Below are 21,776 nucleotides of genomic sequence, written 5' to 3' on the forward strand. Positions count from 1 at the left end.
TGATAATCGTTACGGTTCATATCGATGGACCCGAAGATGCCCAGTTCGCGCGCAAGGGCTAGTTCATGTTCAAACGAATGACCTGCCAAAATTGCATGACCTTGCTCGATATTGACCTGCACTTCGTCCTCAAGACCGAAGTCTTTCAGGAAGCCATAAACCGTTGCGACGTCGTAGTCATATTGGTGTTTTGTCGGCTCTTGTGGCTTCGGTTCGATCAAGATCGCGCCTTTGAAGCCCATTTTGTGTTTGTAATCGACGACCATTTGCAACATTCGGCCCGCCTGTTGGCGCTCGCGGCCCATGTCAGTGTTCAGCAAGGTCTCATACCCTTCACGGCCACCCCAAAGAACGTAGTTTTCACCACCCAGTTTGATTGTTGCGTCCATGCAGGTTTTGATTGTCGCCGCAGAGTAGGCAAAAATATCAGGGTCGGGGTTCGTCGCTGCACCTGACATAAAACGACGGTGCGAAAAGAGGTTGGCCGTGCCCCAGAGCAGTTTGATCCCCGTCGCATCCATCTTTTCACCAAAGTAATCGACAATTGCTTCCAGATTTTTGGTGCTTTCTGCAAAGCTTGAACCTTCTGGGCGGACATCCGCGTCATGAAAACAAAAGTAGGGCACGCCGAGTAGGGCAAACATCTCAAAGGCGACGTCGGCTTTGAGCCGTGCATCCTTAAGCGTGTCACCGAACCAAGGGCGCTCAAAGGTTTGACCACCAAAAGGGTCGCCGCCAGGCCATGCAAAAGAATGCCAGTAGGCTGCCGCGAAGCGAAGATGATCTTTCATCGGCTTGCCCATGATCACTTCATCCGGATTATAGTGACGAAAGGCAAAATCATTTTCGCTCTCGCGGCCTTCATATGTGATCGCGGGAATGCCTTTGAAAAAATCCGTCATTTTAGAGATCCTTTAGCGTGGAATAAGCCGCGCGGTAGCGCGCGTGTGTGTCCTGAAATGCGCTAGACAATGAAAGGTCTGGCGAGATCGTTTTCTCAATCGGTGGGAGCGTCGCGATTTCGACGCCAACATCGTTTGCAGCCATCATGCCCAGCCGTGCCGCGCCAAGGGCGGCACCAAAATCACCCGCCTTTGGAAGCATCAAAGGCAGATCTAGCGCCGTCGCAATCGCGCTAAGCCAGTAGTCCGATTTTGCACCTCCACCCAGAGCGAGGGCGCGTTCGACCACTGTGCCGGTGGAGCGCAGCGCATCGTGACAATCGGCGAAGGCAAATGTGACACCCTCAAGCACAGCGCGGGCGGCTGCGCGTGCGTCTGTGGCTTGATCCAAATGTAAGAACTGTCCGCGCATTGCAGGATTGTTATGCGGTGTGCGCTCGCCGCCAAGATATGGTAAGAACAGCGCGCGCGAAGGGGCTTGTAAAGGGCCAAGATCTTGGGTCAAGTCCGCAGCGCTTTGTCCTGTAAGTCGAGAGAGCCATTGCAGCGCATCGGTGGCTGCAAGAATGACCCCCATTTGGTGCCATGTTTCTGGAAGCGCATGACAAAATGTATGCACCGCGCTTGCGGCATCGGGTTGGTACGCATCGGAAGCCGCGAACAAAACACCTGACGTGCCAAGGGAGACAAAAGCATCCCCTTTGCTAACGACCCCCGCGCCAATAGCGGAAGCTGCGTTATCGCCACCGCCACCTGCCACGACGACCCCTTTGGGAAGGCCCCAATCATCGGCAAGCGCGTCTCTGAGCGTGCCTGAACTTTGCGACCCTTCTACGAGGGTCGGCATGTGTGTGCGGTCAAGATCCGTTGCCGCGAGTAAGTCATCAGACCAATCGCGCTTTGCGACATCAAGCCAGCTTGTCCCGGCGGCATCCGACATTTCTGCGACGTGATCACCGATGAGATAAAGACGCAGATAGTCCTTTGGCAGCAACACCTTAGCGATCTGCGCGAATATCTCTGGTTCATTATTCCTGACCCAGACAACTTTGGGCGCTGTGAAGCCCGCGAAGACAATATTGCCTGATAGCGCGCGAAACCGGGGATCAGCATCAAGCATATCTGCTTCAGTTGCGGAACGGGTATCATTCCAAAGGATGCAGGGCCGCAGCACTTGATCGGCGCTGTTCAACAATGTCGCGCCGTGCATGTGACCCGACAGACCAATGCCGCGCACAGCGGATAGGTCAACTTGCTTACTCAGGGCTCTTATTGCGCTGTCTGTCGCGATAAGCCATTGGCTAGGGTCTTGTTCAGACCAACCATCTTGCGGGCGCGCCACCTCCAAAGACACGGCGTGCTCCGCTAAAATGGTTTGACTATCGTCGATCAAAATCGCCTTCAGGGAAGACGTGCCCAGATCAAGACCAATATACATTACGCAGCGGCTTTGGGGTTCTTACCCATAATGATCATGGACAGGATATCATCCTCAGTCACGTCTTCGACGCGCTCGTTACCGATAAGCTGACCGTTTTTCATTACCGCGACGCGGTCACAAAGATCCATCATTTCACGTGTGTCGTGGCTAATCAGAAAGATACCAAGACCTTGGTTCTTCAGCTCTTTGATAAGTGAGGCGACCATTTCCGTTTCGTGCACCCCAAGGGCCGCTGTCGGCTCATCCATGATTAGAATGCGCGCATTGAAATAGACTGCCCGCGCAATCGCGACAGATTGGCGTTGTCCACCAGACAGCGCCGAGACCGGCTCTTTGAACTTCTTGAAATTGGGATTCAAGCGCGCCATGATTTTGCGGGTTTCCGCTTCCATCTGCCCTTCATCCAAAAAGCCCATGGGCGTCGTAATCTCACGGCCCAAGAACAAGTTGCTGGCGGCATCAAGATTGTCGGCAAGCGCAAGTGTTTGGTAAATCGTTTCAATGTTCAGATCACGGCTATCGCGCGGGGAGCTGATGGTCGCTTTTTTGCCATCGACGAAAAAGTCGCCACTGTCCGCTTTGTAAGCGCCTGACAAGCATTTGATCAGCGTCGATTTTCCAGCACCGTTGTGACCGAGCAAGCCAACGACTTCGCCAGGATAAAGGTCCAGCGACACGCCATCGACTGCGCGGATACCACCGAATGAGATCGAGATATCGCGCATTTCAACGAGCGGGGTTCCTGTGCGTTCTTGTGACATTGTGGGTCCCCTTATTTCGCTTGCTTGCGGTAAAGATTGTCGAGGTAGACGGCAAAGACGAGCACGGAGCCAACCACGATCTGTTGGATCGAAGTGTCAAAGCCAATCAAGACCATGCCTGATTGCAATGACTGCATTACCAGCGCGCCAAGGATTGCGCCGTAAATCGTGCCCACACCACCTGCGAGCGACGTGCCACCGATGACAGCCGCCGCAATCACGTATAGCTCATCAAGGAGGCCAAGCGCGTTGGTCGCTGAGTTAAGACGCGCGGAGGCAACAACACCCGCAAGGCCTGCCAAAGCCCCCATGAGTGCAAAGATTTTCAACGTCATCCATTTTACGTTGATGCCCGCGAGCGCCGCCGCTTCCGGGTTGCCGCCAATGGCGAAAACGTTGCGCCCAAAACGTGTGCGATTGACTAAGATCGTCATCAAAATGCCGACTGTCAGTAGGATAAGAACCGGAATAGCGAAACCATGACTGATGAACAGACCTTCCTCGGGTACTGTGATGTTATTCGCAGCAGCGTACTGTTTCACAATCCCTTTCGGCCAAGGGTAGGCGTTAACCAAAAGAACTGCGCCAATGATCATGCCGCAAGATAGTCCACCGACGGTGAACTCGCCCCACATTGGACGCTTTGCAAAACCGTGGACCGTACGTTTGCGGCGGCCGTTGTACAGCATGTAGATAATGACAGCGCAGGCCAGTAGACCGACGATCCAGCTACCCGTCGCACCGATTGTTCCGTAAGGCCCGCCACCGAGGAGCTTGAACGTGTCATCCAGCGGTGAAATGGTTTTACCATTGTTTGCCAAAAAGGCAGTTCCGCGCCAGACCAGAAGACCGCCAAGCGTGACAATAAACGCGGGGATATCGCGATAGGCGATGAGCCAGCCATGGAATGTACCGATCAAAGCGCCCAGCGAAATACCACAAATGGCTGTGATCACCCACATCATTGGGTGGCCTAGTCCGATGTATTGCGGGAATATTTCGGCCTGCAAAATACCCATAGTCATGCCAGTGACACCGACAAGCGCACCCACCGAGAGGTCAATGTTACGCGTTACGATGACTAAAACCATTCCTGTCGCCATGATCCCGATGGATGAGGTTTGAACAGAGAGGTTCCACAAGTTGCGCGGTGTAAGCATCGCGCCAAAGCCTTTAAAGATCAGCCCATAAAAATGAAATCCGAGCCAGATAAGAGCCAGCGCTCCAAACATGCCAAGAAGTCGTGTATCAATCTCTGTCCCGTTCAGGAACTTTCGGAACAGGTTCACATTCTGCTCTTTGGGCGCGTGTGGGTCAGAAGACGTGTCGGGTGTGTCGGTCATGATGTCATTAAATCCCTGGCTCAAGCGAAGGTGGCGACCTCGACGCTTGCTGGCGTTTTGATCCTTACTCAGGATCAGAACGACGTACGTACAACTATGGAGTTGTTGAAAAAGAAGAAAGGCAGCGCGCCCGATTGTGGGCGCGCTGTCAAAGGGTTAGCTTACATGCCGCAACCGTCTACACCGTCCATCGCGCCTTCGCAGGCTTGCTCTTTGGAGATGTGACCCGCGTCAATCGCAACGCTCAAGTTTGCTTTTGTAAGCGGTGTTGGATCCAGAAGGATGGAAGGAACTGGTGTGCCCTTTTCTCCGCCTGTGAACATGCTTGCACCTTCGATGTCTGTCATCGCCATGCCGTCTGCCAAAGCAGAAGCGATCTGACCAGCAGCAGTACCTAGGTCTGTTGCGTTCTTCCAAACAGACACAGTCTGCGTGCCACGCGCAACGCGGTTGATCGCCGCCAAGTCACCGTCTTGACCACCCACTGGGATCACAAGACCCTGTGCGCTAAGTGCCGCGACTACGCCTCCTGCCATGCCGTCGTTCTGGGACAGAACAGCGTCGATGTTGTTGTCGTTGGCTGTGAGGATCTGCTCCATGTTTTTCTGAGCATTTTCTGGCTTCCAGCTATCGGAGAAGTTTTCGCCAGCAATCACGATATCACCGGACTCAACTGCACCACCGATGACTTCCATCATCCCCTGAAGCAAAAAGCCTGCGTTTGGATCGCCTGGATCGCCTTTGATGATTGCGTAGTTACCCTTTGGCTGCACTGCAACCACGGACTCAGCGATGATGCGGCCAACGCCAACATTGTCGAATGTGAGGTAGAACGTACGCTCGTCTTCGATCAGACGGTCATAGCCGATCATCGGAATGCCTTCGTTCGCAGCTGCGTCGATTGCTGGGCCGATTGCGTCTTTGTCCCACGCGTTGATGATAAGTGCGTCAACGCCCTGGCTCATCAGTGCTTCGATGTCTGTCAGCTGCTTTGCAGAAGATGACTGCGCGTCTGCAGATACATATGTGTTTCCAGCGGCTTCGATCGCTGCAACCATTGCTGCTTCGTCTGTTTTCCAGCGCTCTTCTTGAAAGCTAGCCCAAGAAACGCCGATACGCTTGCCTTCTGCGAGCGCAGCTGAGCTGAATCCAATCGTCGCGACGATTGCCGCCGTTATAAGTTTGTTCATTTTAGTCCTCCCAATAGAACCCCAAGCACCGCTTGAGGACGAGTCATGTGACTCGCATGAAAGGTAACTTGTATCGATTAAATTTGATTTGCAAAATAAAAATTAAAAAATTTTGGGTTTACTTGAAAATATTTTCCTTTTTACTGGGCGATCTCGGATGTACGCTTGTGAATGTGGTCCGCATACAGGGAATAAATTCAGCTAGTGAATTATATTACGCAGATAGACCAAGCTTCAGGCTGTGGCCCTTTATTAGCTGGTGATGCCGCGCGCTTGCCGGCATTGCGACAGCAAGTTTTTGAGCGCGTGCGAGCTGCTGGTCGTGCAGCACGCGCCGATATTACGCGATCTTTGAACATCAGCGGGGCAAGCGCAACCACGCTGACGGCTGACTTGATCGATTCTGGGTTTTTACGAGAAGTTGATGAACCTGATCGCGAACATGGGCGCGGCCGTCCACGAGTGGCTTTGGAAGTGGTGCGTGAAGCAAGTTACATGATTGGTATCAAGCTATCGTTCAAACAACATACCGCAGTGTTGTGTGATTTCGCAGGTGATGTTTTAGTCACTGCGCAATTGCAAACGACAGGTGCTATTCGCACGCTTGATGCGCTTTTGGATGAGGTGTTTGAGCTATGCCAAATTGTGATCGACAAAGCTGGTATGCAAGAAAGCGATATCGGCGCTGTAGGTCTGGGTGTACCAGGGATTATAAACCTGTCTGACAACCGAATTAGTTGGTGTTCTTTATTGAACGACGTAAACGTTGATATCGTCGGTGCGTTCGAGGCAAAATTCTCAGCTCCTATGTTTTTGGATAATGATACCAATATGTTAACGCTCGCTGAACTTTGGTTCGGCGAAGGGCGCGACAAAACTGATTTTGCGGTTGTCACCATTGAGAATGGCGTCGGAATGGGTGTTGTTCTGAACAACCGTCTTTACCGTGGAACACATGGCGTTGGCCTAGAGCTTGGACATACAAAGGTGCAGCTGGACGGCGCGTTATGTCGTTGCGGACAAAGGGGATGTCTTGAGGCGTATTTGGGGGACTATGCTTTGGCGCGCGAAGCCTTAACCGTGCTTGATCATGATAATATCCAGCACAAAAAAGCGGATGAACTGCTCGATCTATTGTTTGAAAAAGCAAAGGCAGGGCACCAGCCCTCAGAGATGGTTTTCCAAAGGGCAGGGCGCTTTTTGTCGATTGGATTGTCGAATGTTGTTCAGCTGTTTGACCCGCCTTTGATCATTATTTCGGGTGATTGTATGCGCTTTGATTACTTCTATGCACCCGAGGTGATGGATGAAATGCAACAACTCACGTTGTCGAGCACGCGAGAACCTTGCCAAGTAGAAGCGCACGCTTGGGGCGATGAATTCTGGGCGCGCGGGGCAACGGTTCCGGCGCTTGTGGCTTTAACAGACCGGCTTGTCGGTGGAATTGGGATGGTGCCTGCATGAAACGCGCAATCTTTGCCTGTTTTGCTTTATTGACCGGAACGGTTTCGGCCGAGCCGTTGTTCGAGAACCGCTCGTCCGCATTGCCCGAGCATAGCTACAGCGGTGGTTGGGAGCATTTTGTAGGTGGTGGCCTTGCGGTGTTTGACTGTGATGGCGATGAACTCCCTGATATTTTCGCAGCGGGTGGCACTGAGCCCGCCCAGCTGATCCGCAACACAGGCGCGTTCACTTTTGAACCTCGGGTTATTCCTGAACTGACCGGTGTCACGGGTGCCTATCCCATTGATGTGGATGCCGATGGGTTTCTTGATCTATTTGTTCTGCGCGCCGGACCGAATACGCTCCTGAAAGGGGGGGGTGATTGCACATTTACAGATGCGACCCAGGATTTTGGCCTGCCTGTATCAGATCAGTGGAGCACGGCATTTACCGCTTGGTGGGAAGAGGGTGATCAAAGACCAACTTTCGCGATTGGCAATTATGTAGATCGCGAAGACCCAAAGGGACCTTTTGAGGCCTGCGATACCAATGCAATTCTGCGCCCTGCTCAGACCGGATATCTGAAAGAAACCCTTCAGCCGGGCTTTTGTTCCCTTTCAATGCTTGCTGCCAAGGATTCCCGTGGCCGCGATACGCTAAGGATTTCCAATGATCGCCACTACTACGTGCGCGGCGGGCGCGAGCAAATGTGGGATATCAAAGAGCGGCGTTTCTTGGGGGAAGAGGATGGCTGGAAACGTGTTTCGCTGTGGGGGATGGGTATCGCGAGTCGGGATTTGAACGGCGATGGGCTTGATGAGGTTATGCTGACGTCAATGGGCGATCAGCTTTTGCAATTCGCCACTCAGGGTGGCGGCTACAAGGCTGCCCCCTTCGGATTTGGGACCTATGCGCACCGTCCACATGTTGGCGATGAAGGGCGTCCATCCACGGGTTGGCACGCGGAATTTGGTGATATCGATAACGATGCCCGCGTTGATTTGTTCATTGCAAAAGGAAATGTGGATCAAATGCCCAGCATGGCGATGCGTGATCCAAATACGCTCTTGCAGCAGCAAGTGGATGGTACTTTTAGAGAAATTTCTCAATTTGCAGGTGTTGCGAGTATGGATCGCTCACGCGGCGCAGCTTTGGCCGATTTTGATCTGGATGGTCGGCTTGACTTGATCGTGTCCAATCGTCGTGTTCCGCTGGAACTTTATCGCAATGTGACGCCAGCGACAGGCACTTGGATCGCGGTTTCGCTCGAGCAAGTGGGCGGTAACCGCAATGCAATTGGCGCAGTGATCGAGGTCTCGGCAGAGGGTGTTGATCAATCTGTGCAGCATGTGATTGGCGGCGGTCATGCGGGCGGTCAGATCCTTCCGCGCCACTTTGGCTTGGGCGCAGCACAAATGGCGCAGGTGCGCGTGACTTGGCCGGATGGCACGCAAACTGAAAGGTCACTCAAAGCCGGTGCGAGACACAAAATAATCAAACCCTAGTTAGGGATTTAGCACCTCTAACCCGCTGGGAACGGTTTCGGGCACACCCAAACGCCCGGCAATGCTGACCGGATCGGTCAGTTTCTCCAAAAAAGCGATTAAAGCTTTGATGTCGTCGCCGCTTAGATCAACGGGCGCGACTTTCACTGCATTTGCGATTGCTTGAACCTGTTCGGGATCATCCAAAACGTTGAAATCTTGCTCTGAATAGTCCGGCAAACGCGCTTGTGAGCGGTCATAAGATTCAAGCGCCTTGGCTGGATCGATGTGGCTTTCGAGGAAGGCTGTTATGTCCGAGTGTGCACCAGCATGACCATAGGGTGCGGTCAGCATCACGTTGCGCAAGGACGGGGTGCGAAACGCATAGCGATCGCTTTCCTTTCCCGTCACGCGAAAGCGACCATCGTCGCGGTAGTGATCTTCAAACGTTGCTGACTTGCCCGGTCCGATTTGTGGCGAGGCCATTGCGTGAAATTGGTGATCCGTTTGGAACGTCCCAGAATGACAAGAGGAACAGTTAGCTTCACCGTAAAACAATTCCAGCCCGTCCTGTGCGGCGCCCTCAAAGGTGGTTTGCCCGCGCAAAAGCTGATCAAACGGGGCAGTGTCAGAACGCCACTCAAAAGAAACAAAAGCGGCAATCGCGTTTGAAATATCTGTAAAGGCGATATCGTCAGGTGTGTTGATCTCAGGATAGACCGCCGCGAATTGATCCGCATACTCTGGGATATCTGCGACGCGTCGCGACAAGACATCCCAAGCGCCACCTTGTCCGGTTATGATCCCTTGGCGGATGAGTTGGCCGACTTCATTTTCGCGAAACGACCCCGCCATTTCATCACGGCTTAACACTGGGAACATGGTTTGCGCAGATAGAATGTTGTCAAACCCCACAAGCATGTCCGCCCCCATTGGCGTGCGTATGCCTGTGGGCTGGCTTGGATCTGCTTCTAGGCGGCCGTCATGAAACAGCACTGTGAATTCATGGGCCCCAAGATTGAAAAGAGCGGGCGAATTTCGAGGGATCCGTTCTTCTGGCATGTTGTTTGGATCAGCGCGCCGCTCTTGTGCAAAGCCAATTCCACCGTCCCCAAAAGAAAGTGAAAGCCCATCTGATGTGCCCAAAGCAGGGTGGTGGCAGGTCGCGCAAGAGATGTTCTTGTTGCCTGAAAGGATCGGGTCGTAAAATAGCAACTGACCCAGAAGCGCTTCGTCTATGGACACAGCTGCAAAGTCAGCATCGCTTAGGGGCGCTGGCAAAGGCTCCGCCAAAAGCGATGTTGTCGATACCAGCAAAGAGGCAAATGTTGCACTTAGTTTCATACGCTTAAGCTTAAGCGAGTGCCGCTCGATCAACAATAGAGTTGGTGCGCTCTGGCGCGTTTATTCAGACCACACGACGCGAAACCCATGATGTGTCGTTGCGCTGTCTGGTGACGTGCCCGAGCGGGCTGCGATGCGATAACGAAAGCAGTAAGATGCATGACACAGGAAAGAGCCGCCTTTAGAGAGTTTGAACCCTTTCATCTGGGCCAATCGCGCACGCACATCTTTTTTGAGCGATTTGATTTTGTAGTTTTCTGATGTCCATTCCCAAACATTACCGACGAGATTGTAGAGACCGATGTTATTTGGCTCATACGATTTTGCTGGAGCAGTGGTGTGATATCCATCACGCGCAGTGTTGGTTTCGGGAAAGCGCCCTTGCCAGATATTGCAAGGAAAATGGTCTGTGTCATTGGGAAGCGTGTCGCCCCACGGAAATTTTACATCGCCTAGTCCGCCCCGCGCAGCGTGTTCCCATTCTGCCTCTGTCGGCAATCGCCCACCAACCCAATCGCAATAGGCGCGTGCATCGTTCCAAGAAATTTGCACCACGGGATGGTCAGCGTGCCATGCTTCACTTTGCGTGTCAGGCCCGTTGATATCACGCCAGTTGGCCCCATCCACACGTCGCCACCATTGCGCTTCAGGGACAGCTTGGGTCATGCCAATGGACTCAGGAACTTGCGCCCAAAAGACAAAGGACCAACCGATGCGTTCTGCTTCCGTGATATACCCCGTGGCATCGACAAAGGCCTTGAATTTAGCGTTTGTGACGGTTGTGGCGCTTATCCGAAAGGGCTTGATGCGGGTTTTACGCAAGGGCGCTTCGCCATCGTTTGCAATTGAGGCGAGCGCGGTTCCCAACAGACCCGTCCCACCCGCTACCGCGATGGCAGCCGCTTTGTACCTGTCAAAGGCTTGTTGGTTAGTCTTGATCTGCTCAGCTGACGTTTGAATGCCTAAAGGTCGGTTCGGTGTGCAGCAAGATTTGGGGTGTTCGGCGGTGGTCATATCGATAATCCTAGAGTGCAGCTAGTTTAGATCGAAGTTCTCTGCTGCAACAGAGCTATGTTGCCTCCATCGTCATTCAGGAGCGCTTAACGCCAGATCCAGCAACCGCTCAAAGCCCACGCTATCAAGGTCATCAAACCTGCCGCAAAGTGTTTCGATCTCGTCCGCGCGCGCCCTGCCTAACGTGTCATCAGCAAACAGATGGAACTTCGCGCTTATTTCAGCGTCGCTTGCGGGTTGATCTACATCACCACGTGGTGTCATTGCGTCGCCCTCAATTCGTGTGCCATCGCACAGAATTAGCGTCACAGCGGCCCAGCGTTTTTCGATGCTACGGGCCGTCATTTCATCATCATCAATCAGCGTGGTCGCGCGACTGATCCGAAGGATTTCAGGATCGAGCAGGGTCTGAGGGGTTAGCTCATTCGGTCCAATTTCATCCCGAACAATCATCGTGGCGACAGGGAAAGCGATTGAGTAGCTGAATTCATCCAGCGTTTTTGGCTCATACCCCGCAAGGCGCGTCGCATAGTGGAATGTGCGAATTTCGACCTGCGCAATATCGGTATGTTGCAGCCCGTGATCGTGCATGAGTTTTTGCGCACCATCGATAGAGGAATGCGCCCAACGGCAACATGGGTAAAGCTTATAATGCGTGTGCTCTAGGGTCAGCCAGCGTGTGCCAAGATCGCTCCAATAGGGGGCAGCTTCTTCGCTGTCACAGGTGAGCGCGGGCGCGCCAGTGAAACCTTCGCGCGCAAGATAAGCGGCTGTCACACCAGAGGGTGCGCCCCAACCAACACCATCACGCAACATTGTCGGAAAATCGATACATCGCATCATCTGGCTGCGCGGTCCGTGATATTCCCCGATGCCCGCAGCGTGTCGGATTTGATTTGAGTCACATCCGATCATGCGTGCGATAACTGCTGCAACGCCGACGGCCGTCCACGCGCCTGATGTGTGATAGTCAGAGCAGGATGCGTGCTGCACTTGGCCGGCGCGGTAGCTGATTTCATAGGCGAGCGCGAGCCAGAGCGCGAAATCTTGACCACTGAACTGGGTGCCATTCTGGCGCATGGTATCTGCGACTGCCAGTAGCGCCGGAAAAATAGCAGAACCTGCGTGCCCTTTGTTTGGCGTGGTGCCGTCATGCGCATCAATGCTGTCGATCATGAAGGCACCCGCCATTGCGGCACCAGCAGGGCTCAGGCGTCTGCCATCCATAAGAATACGGCTATCGCCAGCGGTGCCCGCGCCAAACATCGCCAAGGCCCCGCGACGCGCGATAAGCGACATTTCCGTTTGCGCACCAATCGCGGCCACGCCTAACGTGTCGAGAAAACTGCGTCTGAGTAATTTGATCATGTCCTGAGGCAGATCCTCAAAGGTAAGATCTGTTGCAAACGTAGCGAAGTCTTTTGTCATCTATCATTCCCAGTGGCCTTAGAAACCACACTGGGCCAACTTGCTTTTGTCGCGCAAGCATCTAGTTCGCATTGCATGAGCAAAACAATCTCTCTCCCCGACGCGCACGTCAGTGAAATCGTGCAAATGGCGCTGTCTGATCACGTGAGTTTCACGGATATCCAGCGTGAGTACGGGATCGGCGAAAAGCAAGTGAAAGCGTTGATGCGCGATACTTTGAAGACAGGCAGTTACAAAGCATGGCGCCGCCGTGTGCGAAGCTTTGGTGATCGCCGCGCCCAATATAAATAGCTTGCGCCCCGCGCTGGACGTGAGAGCATAGGGCATGTCAAAAAAGACCCTGAATACATCCAATTTAGAAGCGCTTGGCGCGCAACGTTTGGCGGACCTCTTGATGGAGGTCAGCGCAGGAAGCGCAGATATCAAACGCCGTTTGCGTTTTGAGCTGGTGCACAACTTGGGGGCTTCTGAATTGGCGCATGAGGTGCGCAAGCGTCTCGCGTCTTTGCGTAAATCGAAAAGCTATGTGGGCTGGCGCAAACGCAAAACATTTATCAAAGATCTTGATACCCAACTGTCGATGATCACCGATAAGATCGCCCCTGATGAACCGACATTGGCGTTTGATCTATTGTGGGATTTTATCGAAATGGCCCCGTCAATTTATCAACGCGTGGACGACAGTCGCGGTGGCGTAGGCGAAGTGTTTGAGCAAGCGTTGGAACAGCTTGAAGACATTGCGCCGCGCGCGGTGATCGACCCCAAGACGCTGGCGGATCGTGTTTGGATTGCGTTGCAAGATAATGATTATGGTCAGTGGGATGGTGTCATATTACTGACAACTGACGCGCTGGGCGAGAGTGGGCTAAGTAACTTGCGCACACACATCCAAGCGCACGCAGATGCGCCGGTCGAACAAAACACGCAGGATCACGATGCCATTCAGTTTCTGCGCCAATTGCGCGGCAGCGAAAGTTATGAGGCGGACCGCAAAGCAGCGTTTGTCAAAGAATTGCTGCAAGAAATTGCCGCAGTCAGCGGTGATACAGATGCCTATATCGATCAATATTCTGACACTGATTTACAGCGGCCTGATATTGCGGCTGAGGTTGCGTTGTTATGGATCGACGACGACAGAGCAGAGGAGGCTTTGGAACTGCTGGAAGCGGCTGACAGTTTTGTAAATGGCGCTGAAAAGCAAGCTTGGGACAGCGCCTATCTTGCGGCGCTTGTCGCTTTGGGCCGCGAAGAGGAGGCGCAAGCACATCGCTGGCAGTGCTTTGAGACAACTCTGAATCCTCAGCATTTACGCAGCTACCTTAAAGGCTTACCTGATTTTGAAGATGTGGAAGCTGAAGACAAAGCAAAGGCACATGTCCTAACCTATCCTAATATTTCGCCTGCTTTGGAGTTCTGTTTGCAGTGGCCCGATTTGTTAACAGCGGCGCAACTTGTTCTGACGCGCGCGCGCGAACTTGATGGTGACCGGTATTTCCAACTCGCCCCTGCGGCAGAGCAATTGCGCACGCGTTACCCGTTGGCTGCAACGCTTTTGTGGCGCGCAATGATAGATTTCGCTTTAGACCATGGCCGCGCGTCCAGATACGGGCATGCGGCAGATCATCTAGCGGATTGCGTGTCCGTAGACGGGGACATCACAGAGTATCATGGGTTTGATACCCATGATGCCTATGTGAAAAAATTGGAAACACGACATGAGCGCAAACTTGCGTTCTGGGCAAAAGTGAACGCCTAACTCTTTGTGTGAAACGCATCAATGCGCGCAACTTCGTCTTTCGAGCCCATAATGACAGGCACGCGTTGATGGTGTGACGTCGGCGTGACATCCAGAATTCGCTGCGTCCCTGTAGAAGCGCTGCCGCCAGCTTGCTCTACGATGAAGCCCATCGGATTGGCTTCATACATCAAACGTAACTTGCCGCCAGTTGCACGATTGCCTTCATCTTGCGGATACAAAAATACGCCACCGCGCGTCAAAATACGGTGGATATCCGCGACCATTGAGGCGGTCCAGCGCATGTTTGTATTGCTCGCGCGCGGGCCTTCTACGCCTGCGAGGCACTCATCGAAATATGCGCGGATGGGCTCCTCCCACAGCCGATAGCGTGAGGCATTGATCGCAAACTCTTTCGTGGTTTCGGGGATTGTCATGTCTTTAAACGTCAGACGAAACTCTCCCGTTCCTTGCTGATGGGTGAAGCCATTCACGCCGTGGCCTGTCGTTATGACCAAGGATGTAGAGGGTCCATAAACAGAATAGCCCGCACAAATTTGTTCGCTTCCTTTGATAAGCACCGAGGCGTCAGTGCTGGTATCAATTGGTTCCGCAATTTGAACGATAGAGAAGATGGAACCGACAGAGAGGTTCACATCAAGATTGGAAGAGCCGTCCAACGGGTCGAAATACACAATGTAATCGCCTGCTTTGGTTTCCTTTTTAAGCCAATGTACTTCATCAACCTCTTCAGACACGAGCGCGGCAACGCGGCTGCAGTTGCTACAATGGCGAATGAATTCCTCGTCGGCGATGACATCGAGTTGCTTTTGGTCTTCGCCTTGGACGTTGGTGCTGCCTGCAACGCCAAGGTTTCCTTTGAATGCGCCGTCTCTCACGTGATTTGAAATGATTGCACAGGCGGTCGCAATATCCTCAAGCAGAAAAACCAGATCTTTCTCCAGCCCTTCGTGCCGGTAATCGTGCAGCAGGAATTGGCGGAAGGTCATGTTTGTTTCGAGCATTTGGTCTCTCCTGCGGCGATATTTGATAGTCTTGATCAGAGCTTTATCACACGCCGCGCGGGTGTCACGCTTGCAGTTGCTTGATGGGGCGTGGCAATACAGGGCATGAGTGTGCCTGTCCTATACAGTTTTCGTCGGTGTCCTTATGCAATGCGCGCGCGGCTCGCGATTGCGTCGGCAGGTCTGCGACCTGAACATCGTGAAATTGTGCTGCGTGATAAAGCCCCTGAATTTTTGGCGGCGTCACCCAAGGGTACTGTACCAGTGCTTGTTGTCGGTGACCTTGTTATTGAAGAATCCCTTGATGTGATGCGCTGGGCGTTGGCGCAAAATGATCCGGAAAATTTACTAAAGTGTCCGGCTTATGGGCTTGCGCTGATTGAACACTGCGATGGGCCTTTTAAGACTGCGCTCGATCGTACGAAATACGTGAGCCGCTATGGCACTGATCCTGAAGCAGAGCGGGCAAGGGCTCAGCCGTTTCTTGATCTTCTCGGCGCACGTTTGGATGAAGGCCCGTATCTTTGTGGTTCTGACATCACCCTCGCGGATCTTGCGATTTTTCCGTTTATTCGACAATTTGCGCACATAGATCGCGCGCGCTTTGACATGGATGCATTCAAAAGCCTGCGTAAATGGCTAGATCAGTTCTTAGCGTCCGAAAGATTTGCGTCGATTATGTATAAGTATCGCATGTGGCACGCGGGAGATCCTTTGCTTTGGTTCGGAGATGTGCAAGCTTAGACATTCCAAAGACATGAGGAGTGACAATGCGTATCGAAGTTCGCCCAACGACCCCAATTGAAGGCCAAAAACCCGGAACATCGGGGCTGCGCAAAAAGACCCGTGTCTTTATGGAACGCAACTACTTGGAGAATTTCATCCAAGCGACCTTTGATGCGATTGGTGGTGCGAGTGGCAAGCGTTTTGTCGTCGGGGGTGATGGACGTTACTTCAACAAAGATGCGATCCAGATTATTCTGAAAATGGCGGCTGCAAATGGGGCGGCGCATGTTACGGTTGGGCAAGGTGGCATTTTATCAACGCCTGCTGCGTCCCATTTGATCCGTTTGGGCAAGGCTGACGGCGGGTTCATACTTTCGGCAAGCCACAATCCCGGCGGCATAGATGAAGATTTTGGCGTAAAGTATAATGGTCAAAACGGCGGACCTGCGCCTGAGGGGCTGACGGCAAAAATCTTTGACGCGACTTTGAATATCAAAGAGTTGAAAATCGTGGAGAGCCCCGATCTGGACCTTGAGGCGTTGGGTGAGCAAAGCCTCGGCGCGATGAGCGTGAATGTCGTGGATCCCGTTCATAGCTATCAAGAGTTAATGGAAACGCTGTTTGATTTCGACGCGATCCGCGCGATGTTTGCCAGTGGTTTCACCATGCGGTTTGATGCAATGCACGCGGTGACTGGCCCTTATGGACATGCGATTTTAGAAGGTGCCCTAGGCGCGCCCAAAGGGACGGTCGTTAATGGTGTCCCGCTTGAGGATTTTGGCAAGGGACATCCTGATCCAAACCCGATCTGGGCCAAAGACTTGATGGATTTGATGATGTCTGGCGATGCGCCTGATATCGGTGCAGCTTCGGACGGCGACGGTGATCGCAATATGATCGTTGGCAAAGGGGCTTATGTTACGCCCTCAGACAGCCTCGCGGTATTGGCGGCGAATGCCCATCTTGCGCCTGCTTATGCGAAGGGTCTTGCCGGGATCGCGCGCTCCATGCCAACCAGCGGAGCGAGCGATCGGGTCGCTGAAAAACTTGGTGTTGGCTCCTATGAAACGCCAACAGGTTGGAAGTTTTTCGGCAATCTGCTCGATTCTGGCAAGGTTACGCTTTGTGGTGAGGAAAGCGCTGGCACAGGTTCTGATCACGTACGTGAAAAGGATGGACTTTGGGCGATTTTGCTCTGGCTCAACATTCTTGCCGTGAGAAAACAGACGGTAAAAGAGATTGTCATGGATCACTGGCAGACGTTCGGGCGTGATTATTATTCGCGCTATGATTTCGAAGCCGTTGCAAGTGATAGGGCAGACGCCTTGATGGGCACCCTTCGAGCGAAGCTTCCCGATCTCGCCGGTCAAAGCGTGAATGGAATGATCGTCAAAAGCGCAGATGATTTTTCCTATAACGACCCTGTTGATGGGTCCGTAAGTCGCAACCAAGGCGTTCGAATCTCATTTGAAACTGGTGCGCGCGCTGTTTTTCGTCTCTCCGGAACGGGGACCGAAGGTGCGACGCTTCGGCTTTATCTTGAGCAATATTCGGGCAGTGATGGCGCGATTGATTTGGATCCCCAAGTTGCATTGGAAAACGTGCGAAATGCAGCTTTTGATTTAAGCGATATGCAGTCTATGATCGGCCGGATTGAACCAGATGTGATTACTTAAAAACTACTTATTCGCACTTAGGTTGAGGAGGCGTGATGCCTGTCTTTTTGCACGGATTATCGACAGCGCTCCCACCGCATGTTCTGACGCAAGATGAAGTACGTGAACGTGCTGGTATAATTTTTGGCTCGAAATACCCGCAGTTTGACCGCCTTTCGAAAAGCTTTGCGACAGCGGGTATTGATCGTCGGTACTCAGTCGTGCCAATTGATTGGTTCTCTGAAGAACATGGATGGGTGGATCGCAACGTTGCCTTCATTGAGGGTGCAAAAGCTATGTTCATTGATGCGGCGCGGGCAGCGTTGCGCGACGCATGTTGGCAGAGCGAAGAGGTGGACTGCGTTGTAACGGTGTCTTCGACAGGTATTGCGACACCGACACTTGAAGCGCAGGTTTTCGACGACATGGGGTTTCGCGACGATATCATGCGGGTTCCCTTGTTTGGTTTGGGTTGTGCAGGCGGGGTGACTGGGCTTTCGGTTGCCCAGTCTTTGGCCAAGGCAAGACACGGTACGAAAGTATTGCTGGTCGTGATAGAAACATGTTCGCTTTCGTTTCGTGCAGATCGTTTGCAAAAAGCCGATATCATAGCGACTGCTTTGTTCGGTGATGGTTCTGCCGCTGCCTGTTTGAGTACAGAAACGCCCGTTGGAAAAACGCGCGTCGAACTTGATCAGGGTTATCAAAAGATTTGGCCCGACACGCTTGCTATTATGGGGTGGGATGTGGATGAAGCGGGCTTTGGTGTGGTGTTTGACCGATCTATTCCTGCCTTTGTCCAAAGTGAGTTTGCACAAGCTACTCAAGGCGCATTGACGGCATCCGGGCTGACGCACAGCGCGATTGATCGCTATGTCTGTCATCCCGGTGGCGCGAAAGTTGTTGACGCGATTGAGCAAGCGATGGAGTTGCCCAATGGCAGCTTAGACGCGGAGCGCGCAACCTTGCGCGAAGCTGGCAACATGTCAGCACCAACTGTTTTGTTCGTTCTAAAGAAAGTGTTAGACAGCGGCGCGCGCGGCCGCATGATGGCTTGCGCACTTGGTCCCGGCTTTACCGCATCCTACTTACCGCTCCATGTCTCAGAAGGGGCACTATGATGGAAACTGCAACGTTCCTGTTTCTAAGCTTTATTATTGTTCAGCGCCTTAGCGAGTTGATGATCGCCAAGCGCAACACAGCGCGTTTGATTGAAAAAGGGGCCTATGAGGTCGGTGCAGAGCATTACCCCGTCATGGTTGGAATGCACAGTCTTTGGATCGCGTGCCTGTTGTTTTTGGGCTATGATGAAAATGTCTCATACGGTTGGCTTGCGCTCTTTGCTGTGTTGCAGGTGTTGCGTGTTTGGATCCTTGGCACGCTTGGTTCACGTTGGACAACGCGGGTCATTATTTTGCCAGAACCTTTGGTCGTTGCCGGGCCTTTCAAATATCTCAAGCACCCTAACTACACGCTGGTCGTCGCTGAAATCATCGTTGCGCCAATGGTTTTGGGACTTTTCTGGGTCGCGGCGATCTTTACCATGTTGAATGCGGCCATGCTCTATGTGCGCATTGGGGTCGAAGACAAAGCGCTTGAACAGTTGCGGACAAAATAACCATGGCGCTAGGGATTGGTTTTGGCGCAGAGCGGATTGGTCTGCTTGTTCTAAGGTGGCCCAAAATTGCTGCGACTATGCTGTTTGCGCTGGCCCTTTTGATTGCAGTGAGTTTGCCAAACCTGCGGTTTGAGAACGACATCCACGGCGCATTTTTCAGTGATAGTGAACTATCCCAAGCGCAACTGAATTATCGCGCAGAGCAAAAGTCTGACATCAGCACAGTTCTGATCCACCTCCAATCTGAGCGTGCCTTCTCGTCGCAAGACGTGTCGGATTTGCGTGATCTTGCCCTCGATCTGGAGTTTTTGGATGGGGTGGAAAGCGTGATTTCTCCTTTCGCATTGCGGTTTTCACCAAGTGACACGGCACCAAATGGGGCACCTGTATTTGGCACAGAGATTTCAGAGAAGTATAACGACGATCTTTCACGGTTTCGTGCGCTTAGGACAGGATTGCCAACATTTTTGAACGGCTCACAGACAACGATGCTTGTCGGGGTGCGCGTGGATATGAATGTCGCTGAGATTGGCGCGATCCTGCCTCAATTGCAGGCCGAGGTGGTTGCGGCTGTGCCGTCACATGTCATCGCTCACATCACGGGAGAAGAGGTAATCAGCCATGAGATTGTCACGGGTCTTAAATCAGATTTGATCCGGCTCAATCTTTGGGGCGCTTTGCTTGTTGGTTTTGCCGCACTGGTCCTGTTGCGTGATCTAAAGATGGTTTTACTTGCTGTAATTCCGGCACTTCTAAGTGCTGCTAGCGTGTTGGCATTGTCTGTTTGGCTCGGCCATCCGATCACTGTTTTGAGCAATGTGATTCCGATTTTACTGCTTGTTCTGGGTGTCGCAGACGGCGTTCACTTGGCTGGTCATTTGAAAACAACAGGGGACAGTCCGCGCGAAACGATTTTGCGCATAGGCCCCGCTTGCGCATTGACCGCGATCACGACCGCACTGGCCTTCACCAGCATTATGGTCACACGCAACGCGCAGCTTTTTGATTTTGCGGTGCTCGGCGGTCTGGGAACGTTGTTGGCGTTTGTCGTCACAATTTCGACCTTCGCGATTTTGGCAATCTTTATGCGTCCAAGCGTCGGAGCAGCGCCGCGCTTTACGGGTGTCTTTGCACAACAGTTGTCGCGTATATCTTTGGCAGCTCCAAAGACATTTATCGTTTCAGGCGCGTTGCTGTTGGTGTGTTCTGTTTATGGCTTTCAGCAAACCAAAGCTTGGTTCCCGCTTTATCAAAATCTGCCCTCAGGAAGCGAAACCGTACAAGTAAATGACGCGATTTCTGATGATTTTGGCGGTGTTTTCCAAATGATTGTCGAGATGGAAGGCGATTGGGCAGAGTCAGAAGTGGTGGTCGATGCGCTCACGGATCTTGCCGGGAATGAGGCCGTTTTATCAACAGTGAATGTGGCGCGCTGGCTGGGTATTGAAGGCAGGCCAACTTCGGATGAGCTCGCGCTGGTTCCTGATGAAGTGCTTGCCCAGCTTCGCCCTGATGAGGACATAACGCGTATCTTTGTTTCTGTGCCAGAGCCTATGCGTAGTGCAGACGCTGCCATCCTCTTCGATACACTTTACGATACGGCGAAAGCTGGAGGTGCTGCGCGCATTTATGGTCTGCCAAGCCTGATGCGCCAAGAAGCAGTCAGTTTGATTTCCCAACTGTCATTGGGATTGGTTATTGCGTCCCTAGGGGCCACGTTTGTGGTGGCGCTGGCGTTTGGTTCATTGCGTTTGTTTCCGCTGTTGTTGGTGCCAAATGTGTTGCCCTTGATGGTAACGGGCGCGTCTTTGCACTTATGGGCATCAGGTCAATTATCGCCAACGGCTGTTCTGGCTCTGACGATTTCTTTTGGCATTGCAATTGATGATAGTGTTCATTTTCTCAACCGTTTCTTTGAAGCGCGTGCGCGCGGAGATTCACCCCACGCAGCTGTGCTTTCGGCGACGGGTTCTGCGGGGCAGATCATGGTGCTGACCACAGTGTTGCTTACGTTTGGTTTGGCCATCACAATGATTTCCGGCTTCTTTCCAATCCGGTTGTTTGGGGGCATGATGATCATCACGCTTTGGGCTGCGTTGCTGTTTGATTTGCTTTTGCTGCCTGCGCTTTTGACGGCTCGAGGATCCAAAATATGATGCGATTTATAACATGCGTTTGGTTGCTTCTGAGTGGCAGCGCTTTGGCGGATCCTATGGTTGATATGCAAGGTGCGTGGAGTGGGTCTGGCTGGGCGCGCGAAATGCTTGGCGGTCCGCAAGAAACGGTTCGCTGTCGTCTCAAGAATGCGTACGACGCCAACACTCTTACGATTAAGGGGCGCTGCGTTGTGCCTGGGCGCAAATTGACCTTGTCCGGTGAAATCAGACGTGAAGCAGGCTCAGAAAAAATCACAGGGCATTGGTTCAACCCAGATGGGCTAGGCTCTGTTCGTATCAACGGCGTTCAACGTGATGACATCTTGGCGTTCACATTTCGCGCGACAGATCCAGAAACAGGCCGCGATATTGCGCAAAATGTCGAATGGCGCGTGTCCTCTGATGGGCTTCGCCTACGGGCGACGGACAGAACGAATACAAATGCAATGATGTCCGACATCACGTTCTCGCGTTAACCTTAATCGCTTCCTCTTTCCATAAATATCCCGGG

Annotated in this window: 19 protein-coding genes; 10 read left to right on the forward strand and 9 right to left on the reverse strand. The window is 52.7% G+C overall.

The annotated features are described in order from the left end of the window. The 5 genes from ACTG3Z_RS15040 to ACTG3Z_RS15060 all read right to left on the reverse strand — a co-directional run. Positions 1 to 902, reverse strand: a 902-nt coding sequence (locus ACTG3Z_RS15040; protein ID WP_439143853.1) for a xylose isomerase, incomplete at its 3' end; no start/stop codon positions are given. Between the two features lies 1 nt (position 903). Next, positions 904 to 2,340, reverse strand: a complete 1,437-nt coding sequence (xylB, locus tag ACTG3Z_RS15045; RefSeq protein WP_439143854.1) for a xylulokinase — start codon at positions 2,338 to 2,340, stop codon at positions 904 to 906. After that, entirely contained in the window at positions 2,340 to 3,104 is a 765-nt protein-coding gene (locus tag ACTG3Z_RS15050) for an ATP-binding cassette domain-containing protein (protein ID WP_375266036.1), read from the reverse strand. The genes xylB and ACTG3Z_RS15050 overlap by 1 nt, the downstream gene beginning before the upstream one ends. Before the next feature lie 11 nt (positions 3,105 to 3,115). Then, on the reverse strand, positions 3,116 to 4,447 hold the full coding sequence (locus ACTG3Z_RS15055; protein ID WP_439143855.1) for a sugar ABC transporter permease: 1,332 nt from the start codon (positions 4,445 to 4,447) through the stop codon (positions 3,116 to 3,118). A 161-nt stretch (positions 4,448 to 4,608) separates the two neighbouring features. Next, a complete protein-coding gene (locus ACTG3Z_RS15060) occupies positions 4,609 to 5,637 on the reverse strand; it encodes a substrate-binding domain-containing protein (RefSeq protein WP_439143856.1) in 1,029 nt (342 codons plus the stop codon). Between the two features lie 204 nt (positions 5,638 to 5,841). Here ACTG3Z_RS15060 and ACTG3Z_RS15065 point away from each other — a divergent pair, with 204 nt between their 5' ends. Together ACTG3Z_RS15065 and ACTG3Z_RS15070 are read left to right on the forward strand one after the other, a co-directional pair. After that, positions 5,842 to 7,101: an ROK family protein gene (locus tag ACTG3Z_RS15065; protein ID WP_439143857.1), complete on the forward strand. Its 1,260-nt coding sequence runs from the start codon at positions 5,842 to 5,844 to the stop codon at positions 7,099 to 7,101. Beyond that, positions 7,098 to 8,585 (forward strand): CRTAC1 family protein, encoded by a 1,488-nt coding sequence (locus ACTG3Z_RS15070; RefSeq protein WP_439143858.1) that lies wholly within the window; start codon positions 7,098 to 7,100, stop codon positions 8,583 to 8,585. Before ACTG3Z_RS15065 ends, ACTG3Z_RS15070 begins: the two co-directional genes overlap by 4 nt. On the opposite strand, the gene ACTG3Z_RS15075 is transcribed toward ACTG3Z_RS15070, so the two are convergent. The 3 genes from ACTG3Z_RS15075 to ACTG3Z_RS15085 all read right to left on the reverse strand — a co-directional run bounded on the left by ACTG3Z_RS15075 (position 8,586) and on the right by ACTG3Z_RS15085 (position 12,350). Further along, a complete protein-coding gene (locus tag ACTG3Z_RS15075; RefSeq protein ID WP_439143859.1) occupies positions 8,586 to 9,908 on the reverse strand; it encodes a cytochrome-c peroxidase in 1,323 nt (440 codons plus the stop codon). A 60-nt stretch (positions 9,909 to 9,968) separates the two neighbouring features. Beyond that, a complete protein-coding gene (locus ACTG3Z_RS15080; RefSeq protein ID WP_439143860.1) occupies positions 9,969 to 10,922 on the reverse strand; it encodes a formylglycine-generating enzyme family protein in 954 nt (317 codons plus the stop codon). Between the two features lie 72 nt (positions 10,923 to 10,994). Next, positions 10,995 to 12,350: an MmgE/PrpD family protein gene (locus ACTG3Z_RS15085; RefSeq protein WP_439143861.1), complete on the reverse strand. Its 1,356-nt coding sequence runs from the start codon at positions 12,348 to 12,350 to the stop codon at positions 10,995 to 10,997. Positions 12,351 to 12,425: 75 nt separating this feature from the next. On the opposite strand from ACTG3Z_RS15085, the gene ACTG3Z_RS15090 reads away from it, so the two are divergent. Next, the gene (locus ACTG3Z_RS15090) at positions 12,426 to 12,641 is read left to right on the forward strand and encodes a DUF2805 domain-containing protein (RefSeq protein ID WP_439143862.1); all 216 of its coding nucleotides are present in this window, start codon (positions 12,426 to 12,428) and stop codon (positions 12,639 to 12,641) included. A gap of 34 nt (positions 12,642 to 12,675) precedes the next feature. Next, a complete protein-coding gene (locus ACTG3Z_RS15095) occupies positions 12,676 to 14,106 on the forward strand; it encodes a DUF6880 family protein (protein ID WP_439143863.1) in 1,431 nt (476 codons plus the stop codon). On the opposite strand, the gene ACTG3Z_RS15100 is transcribed toward ACTG3Z_RS15095, so the two are convergent. Continuing rightward, positions 14,103 to 15,110 (reverse strand): class 1 fructose-bisphosphatase, encoded by a 1,008-nt coding sequence (locus tag ACTG3Z_RS15100; protein ID WP_439143864.1) that lies wholly within the window; start codon positions 15,108 to 15,110, stop codon positions 14,103 to 14,105. The genes ACTG3Z_RS15095 and ACTG3Z_RS15100 overlap by 4 nt on opposite strands. A 105-nt stretch (positions 15,111 to 15,215) precedes the next feature. On the opposite strand from ACTG3Z_RS15100, the gene ACTG3Z_RS15105 reads away from it, so the two are divergent. The 6 genes from ACTG3Z_RS15105 to ACTG3Z_RS15130 are packed head-to-tail and all read left to right on the forward strand — an operon-like array spanning position 15,216 to position 21,741. Further along, positions 15,216 to 15,854, forward strand: coding sequence for a glutathione S-transferase (locus ACTG3Z_RS15105; protein WP_439143865.1), 639 nt, complete (start codon positions 15,216 to 15,218; stop codon positions 15,852 to 15,854). A 26-nt stretch (positions 15,855 to 15,880) separates the two neighbouring features. Further along, a complete protein-coding gene (locus tag ACTG3Z_RS15110) occupies positions 15,881 to 17,512 on the forward strand; it encodes an alpha-D-glucose phosphate-specific phosphoglucomutase (RefSeq protein WP_439143866.1) in 1,632 nt (543 codons plus the stop codon). Positions 17,513 to 17,547: 35 nt separating this feature from the next. Continuing rightward, on the forward strand, positions 17,548 to 18,612 hold the full coding sequence (locus ACTG3Z_RS15115; RefSeq protein ID WP_439143867.1) for a type III polyketide synthase: 1,065 nt from the start codon (positions 17,548 to 17,550) through the stop codon (positions 18,610 to 18,612). Continuing rightward, positions 18,612 to 19,109: an isoprenylcysteine carboxyl methyltransferase family protein gene (locus ACTG3Z_RS15120; RefSeq protein WP_439143892.1), complete on the forward strand. Its 498-nt coding sequence runs from the start codon at positions 18,612 to 18,614 to the stop codon at positions 19,107 to 19,109. Before ACTG3Z_RS15115 ends, ACTG3Z_RS15120 begins: the two co-directional genes overlap by 1 nt. Before the next feature lie 2 nt (positions 19,110 to 19,111). Next, positions 19,112 to 21,265: an efflux RND transporter permease subunit gene (locus ACTG3Z_RS15125; protein WP_439143868.1), complete on the forward strand. Its 2,154-nt coding sequence runs from the start codon at positions 19,112 to 19,114 to the stop codon at positions 21,263 to 21,265. Continuing rightward, positions 21,262 to 21,741: a hypothetical protein gene (locus tag ACTG3Z_RS15130; RefSeq protein ID WP_439143869.1), complete on the forward strand. Its 480-nt coding sequence runs from the start codon at positions 21,262 to 21,264 to the stop codon at positions 21,739 to 21,741. The genes ACTG3Z_RS15125 and ACTG3Z_RS15130 overlap by 4 nt, the downstream gene beginning before the upstream one ends. Positions 21,742 to 21,776 lie beyond the last annotated feature (35 nt).

The organism is Planktotalea sp. (assembly GCF_965659345.1).
Lineage (GTDB): Bacteria > Pseudomonadota > Alphaproteobacteria > Rhodobacterales > Rhodobacteraceae > Planktotalea.